The sequence below is a fragment of the Gemmatimonadaceae bacterium genome (genome assembly GCA_035533755.1).
Taxonomy (GTDB): Bacteria; Gemmatimonadota; Gemmatimonadetes; order Gemmatimonadales; family Gemmatimonadaceae; genus JAGWRI01.
This window is the reverse complement of the sequence record DATLTC010000083.1, coordinates 1-4,340: the sequence shown is the minus strand read 5'-3', so window position 1 is coordinate 4,340 and position 4,340 is coordinate 1. Positions and strand designations below refer to the sequence as shown.

4 protein-coding genes are annotated in these 4,340 nt (G+C 71.6%); 2 read left to right on the top strand and 2 right to left on the bottom strand.

The features are described 5' to 3' along the window. Positions 1-158: 158 nt before the first annotated feature. On the bottom strand, positions 159-1,169 hold the full coding sequence (locus tag VNE60_11780; protein HVB32199.1) for an aldo/keto reductase: 1,011 nt from the start codon (positions 1,167-1,169) through the stop codon (positions 159-161). A 91-nt stretch (positions 1,170-1,260) separates the two neighbouring features. Between VNE60_11780 and VNE60_11775 the strand changes: the two genes are divergently transcribed. After that, a complete protein-coding gene (locus tag VNE60_11775; GenBank protein HVB32198.1) occupies positions 1,261-2,019 on the top strand; it encodes an SDR family NAD(P)-dependent oxidoreductase in 759 nt (252 codons plus the stop codon). Positions 2,020-2,077: 58 nt separating this feature from the next. After that, a complete protein-coding gene (locus tag VNE60_11770; GenBank protein HVB32197.1) occupies positions 2,078-2,584 on the top strand; it encodes a hypothetical protein in 507 nt (168 codons plus the stop codon). A 15-nt stretch (positions 2,585-2,599) separates the two neighbouring features. Here the strand turns inward: VNE60_11770 and VNE60_11765 are convergent, their stop codons facing one another. Beyond that, the gene (locus VNE60_11765; GenBank protein ID HVB32196.1) at positions 2,600-4,165 is read right to left on the bottom strand and encodes a hypothetical protein; all 1,566 of its coding nucleotides are present in this window, start codon (positions 4,163-4,165) and stop codon (positions 2,600-2,602) included. Positions 4,166-4,340: the final 175 nt, after the last annotated feature.

The window sequence follows — 4,340 nt, the reverse complement described above, 5'->3', positions numbered from 1 at the left end:
GCCGCGATCGTCTTCCAGATCCTCACGCTCGGGCAGCCGCCGATCGACATCGCGGGGCTGCTCGTGCTGATCACGGCGGCGGTGCTCTGGTGGCCGGTGGATCCGGGGAGCGCGCTCGGCGCGCTCACCCGGCGCGCCAAGCGCGCGTAGGGGGCGGCTCAGCCCGCCGCGTTCCCGCGCTCGCTGTCCAGCGATGCCATGCCCGGCGCATTGTAGCGATCGCCGGCCACGGCGGCGGCCGGCACGGCCTGCTCGATGCGCGCCAGGTCGTCGGGACTCAACCGGAGATCGAGCGCTCCCAGCGCCTCGGTGAGCTGCGCGCGCCGGCGCGACCCCACCAGCGGCACGATGTCGTCGCCGCGGGAGAGCACCCAGGCCACCGCCACCTGCGCCACCGTGGCGTCCATGGACCGGGCCACCGCGCGCAGCGCGTCGACGAGGGCGAGGTTGCGGTCCACGTTGCCGGCCGCGAACCGCGGGCTGTGCGCGCGGAAATCGCCCCTGGCCGTGGCGCGCTCCTTGGACCAGTGACCGCTGAGCAGGCCGCGCGAGAGCACGCCGTACGCCGTGATGCCCACGCCCAGCTCCCGGCAGGTGGGCAGGATCTCGGCTTCGATGCTCCGCGTGAACAGTGAATATTCGATCTGCAGATCCACGATCGGGTGCACGGCGTGCGCGCGGCGCACCGTCGCCGCCGCGGCTTCGGACAGCCCGATGTGCCGCACGTACCCGGCCTTCACCATGTCGGCCATCGCTCCCACCGTGTCCTCGATCGGCACCGCCGGGTCCACGCGCGCCAGGCGATAGACGTCGATGTATTCGGTGCCGAGCCGCGTGAGCGAGTAGGCCAGGAAGTTCCTGATCGCCGCCGGGCGGCCGTCCACCCCGCCGAACGCGCCCGCGGGGTCGCGGAGCGCGCCGCACTTCACGCTGAGCACCACGTCCTCGCGGCGCCGCGCGCGCAGGGCGTCGCGGATGAGCAGCTCGTTGGCGCCCATGCCGTAGAAGTCGCCGGTGTCGAGCAGCGTGATGCCCCGGTCGAGCGCGGCGTGGATGGTGGCGATGCTCTCCGCGTCGTCCGCCGGGCCGTAGAGAAACGACATCCCCATGCACCCCAGCCCGAGCGCGGAAACCGTGGGCCCGGCGGTGCCGAGCTTGCGACCGATCATCGTACCCTCGTGCGTGGTTCGTCGGTGAAGGCGACTGTTCGCGGCCCGGGCCGCGACGTATCATATGCAGCCATCCAGCCCAGAATCTATCATGACGACCACCGATCGCATTGCCATCGTCACCGGCACCAGTTCCGGCATCGGCGCCGCGCTGGCCGCCCAACTGCTGTCGCGCGGATGGGACGTGCTCGGCGTGGCCCGGCGCACGCCCGGGATCGCCGATCCACGCTATCGGCACCTGGCGCTCGATCTCACCGACGTTCCGGCAACCGTCGCGGCGTTCGAGCGCGAGGTGGATCCGCGCCTGCGTGATGCGCGGTGGCGCCGCGTGGCGCTGGTGAACAACGCGGCGATCATCGGCAAGCTGGCGCGGGTGCCGGCGCTCGAGCCCGAGGATCTGCTCGACAGCTACGCCGCCAATGTCGCCGTGCCCACGTGGCTCATGGGATTCGTGGTGGGCCGCGCGCCGGAGGGCGCCGCCCTGCGCATCGTGAACGTGTCGTCCGGCGCCGCCGTGCACCCGGTGCCCGGCCTCGCCGAGTACTGCGGCAGCAAGGCGGCGCTGCGCATGACGGGCATGGTCCTCGCCGCCGAGTTGGACGCCCGCGACCGGCCCGCCGGCAGGGCCACGGACGTGGCCATTCTCAGCTACGCGCCGGGCACGGTGGACACGCCGATGCAGGCCGTCGCGCGATCGCAAACGTCGGACGTGTTCCCGTCGGCCGAGATGTTCCGGGGATTCGCGGCCCAGGGGGAACTCGTGCCGCCCACGGCGCCGGCCGCCGAGATCGTGCGCTTTCTGGAGTCGGCGCGCGAACCGCGATTCGCGGAGCGGCGCCTGGGCGGCTGAGACGGGGCCGTGGGCGGCTATTGCGCGGGGCGCGACGCCGCGCCATAGTGGAGTTCATATGCGACCCCCCATCGCTTCCATGGCCGGCGCCCTGATCATCGCGTTCGCGGCCGCCGCGTGCGCATCCTCCGGTGCCGCACCCGCCGTCGGCGCCGAGCGCGCCTGCACCCCGGTGTCCGTCGACTCGGCGTTCGCGGCGCTGGCGCCCGTGTACCGCGACTGCGACGTCGACCGGCCGGCGACGGTCGCGAGCACCGGCGCGCGGCCCGACCTGCGGCCGCAGTTGACCCAGCAATGCATGTCCGCCGAGCTCGAGTTCGTCGTGGACGAGCGTGGACGCCCGCTGCCCGACCCGGTGCACATCGTGCGCACCAACTCCCGCGAGTTCGCGCAGGCCCTGATCGACGTGCTGCCCAGCTGGCGGTACACGCCCGCCGAGAAGAACGGAGAGGCCGTGCGCCAGGTGGTGCGGCTGCAGCAATCGGTGCAGGTGCGGTTCGTCGCCGCGCCCATGGGTACCACGCCCGTGGTCAGCGGGAGTACGGTCGCGCCGCAGCCCTGCTGATCACCGATCCGCGCATCAGTCCGGCCGCGCCTCGCTGTCCGGCTTGAGCAGTGCCTGCAGGTGGTGCTGCTGGTCGGGCGTGGGTTTGTCCACCACGTCGAGCTGCCACTGGTCCGCCGGCGAGAACCGGAGCCCGAACCAGTCGAGCATCTCGGCGTAGTCCAGCTCCTGCGTCGAGTCGAGCGCGCGCGCGAACCAGTCGGAAAGGTCGACGCCCGCCACCTCGCTCACCGTCGCGCGGAACTGCGCCGGCGTGTATCCCTGCGCGCCCGAGTACCGCCGGTATGCGAGCCGCATCACATCGTCCAGGGTCTTGGCGCCATTCGTGAGATGGCGGATGTGCGCGTCGAGCAGCAGTCCCACGACCGGCCCCTTGGTGTAGTAGCTCACGGTCTTGCGGGTATCCATCCCCACGGCGGAGTTCTCGCTGTTCCAGACGTCGAGCGACGAGGCGTCGAGCGTCTGCACCAGCCGGCCGGGCGTGCGCTGCAGATCGCGAATCATCGCCGACATCCAGTCCAGGTAATCCTGTTGTCGCGCCAGCCCGGCCCGCGCCACCATGAGATCGCCGTAATACGTGGTGAGCCCCTCGGCGATCCAGAGGCTGGGTGTGTGGGGCGTCCCTTCGTAGTCGAACGGTCCCAGCTCCACGGGGCGCAGGCGCTTCACGTTGAACGCGTGGAAGTACTCGTGGGCCACGAACGTGAGCCAGCGCTCGTAGCCCGCCGGGGTGTCGAGGGCCGCGGCGTTGGACGTGAGCATGGTGGAGTTCTTGTGCTCCAGTCCGCCGCCGCCGGGGTGGAACCAGTTGAGAAAGAGGTAGCGCCGGTAGGGCAGGAATCCCCAGAATCGGCTGGCCTCGATGACGATGCGCATCAGATCGCGTCCCGCGCGCTCGCCGTTGAAGTCGCCCACCGCGCCGGCGTCCACCAGCAGGTGCGGGATGCCGTCCACGTCGAACTGCACCGTGCGCAGCGCGCCGGCCATGATCGGCGAATCCACCAGGTCGTCGTAGTCGGCCGCCCGGTAGTGATCGAGCACGCCGTCCGACGCCGAGTCGAGCGACGTCGCTGAACTCCAGCCCGGCGGGAGCGACAGATGGATCTCGGCCGGCCGGTGCACGGTGTCGGCGAGCGTCATGAACGTGGGCGCGCCGTTGAGGACGACCAGACTGTCGCCCACCCAGTCGGCCGTCACGAACTTCCGGTTGCCGAGCACCTGGTACGAGATCGTGACGCTCGGCGCCCCGTGCGTGTCGATGCGCCAGCGGTTGGGCCGCGAGCGCTCGACGGCCAGCGGGCTGCCGTCGGCGGCGCGCGCGCGCACGCTGTCCACCTGGTTGGCGTAGTCCTCCACCTTGTAATACCCGGGCGACCACGTCGCCATCATCATCTCGATCGACGCCCGACCGCTCGTCGGCACTCGCGCCTGGACGTGGGCGATATGCGTGGCGGGGTCGGGCACGCTCACCGTGTACACGATGGGCGCGGGCGTCTGGGCCGTGGCCCGCGGTGCGGCGGCGGCGAGCGCGGCGCCGACGGCGATGCCGGCAGCGCGCGCGGTGCGGAGTGTTCTCGACATGGGGCGGTGGGCGATGGGAGATCGCGGCATGAGCGTGATGGCCGGAATGATGGCACTCGCGCGGGCCGCCCACAACAACGCCGCGGCGCTGGCGACCGGGGCCGATGGCGCGCCGCGTGGTTCGCGGCCATAATACCGCGCCCGCGCGCGCGGGCCATCCATGGTCTATTCCGCA

Coding starts and splice junctions, on each gene's coding strand:
- VNE60_11780 (HVB32199.1), bottom strand. CDS start 1,169: ATGATCGGTCGCAAGCTCGGCACCGCCGGGCCCACGGTTTCCGCGCTC.
- VNE60_11775 (HVB32198.1), top strand. CDS start 1,261: ATGACGACCACCGATCGCATTGCCATCGTCACCGGCACCAGTTCCGGC.
- VNE60_11770 (HVB32197.1), top strand. CDS start 2,078: ATGCGACCCCCCATCGCTTCCATGGCCGGCGCCCTGATCATCGCGTTC.
- VNE60_11765 (HVB32196.1), bottom strand. CDS start 4,165: ATGTCGAGAACACTCCGCACCGCGCGCGCTGCCGGCATCGCCGTCGGC.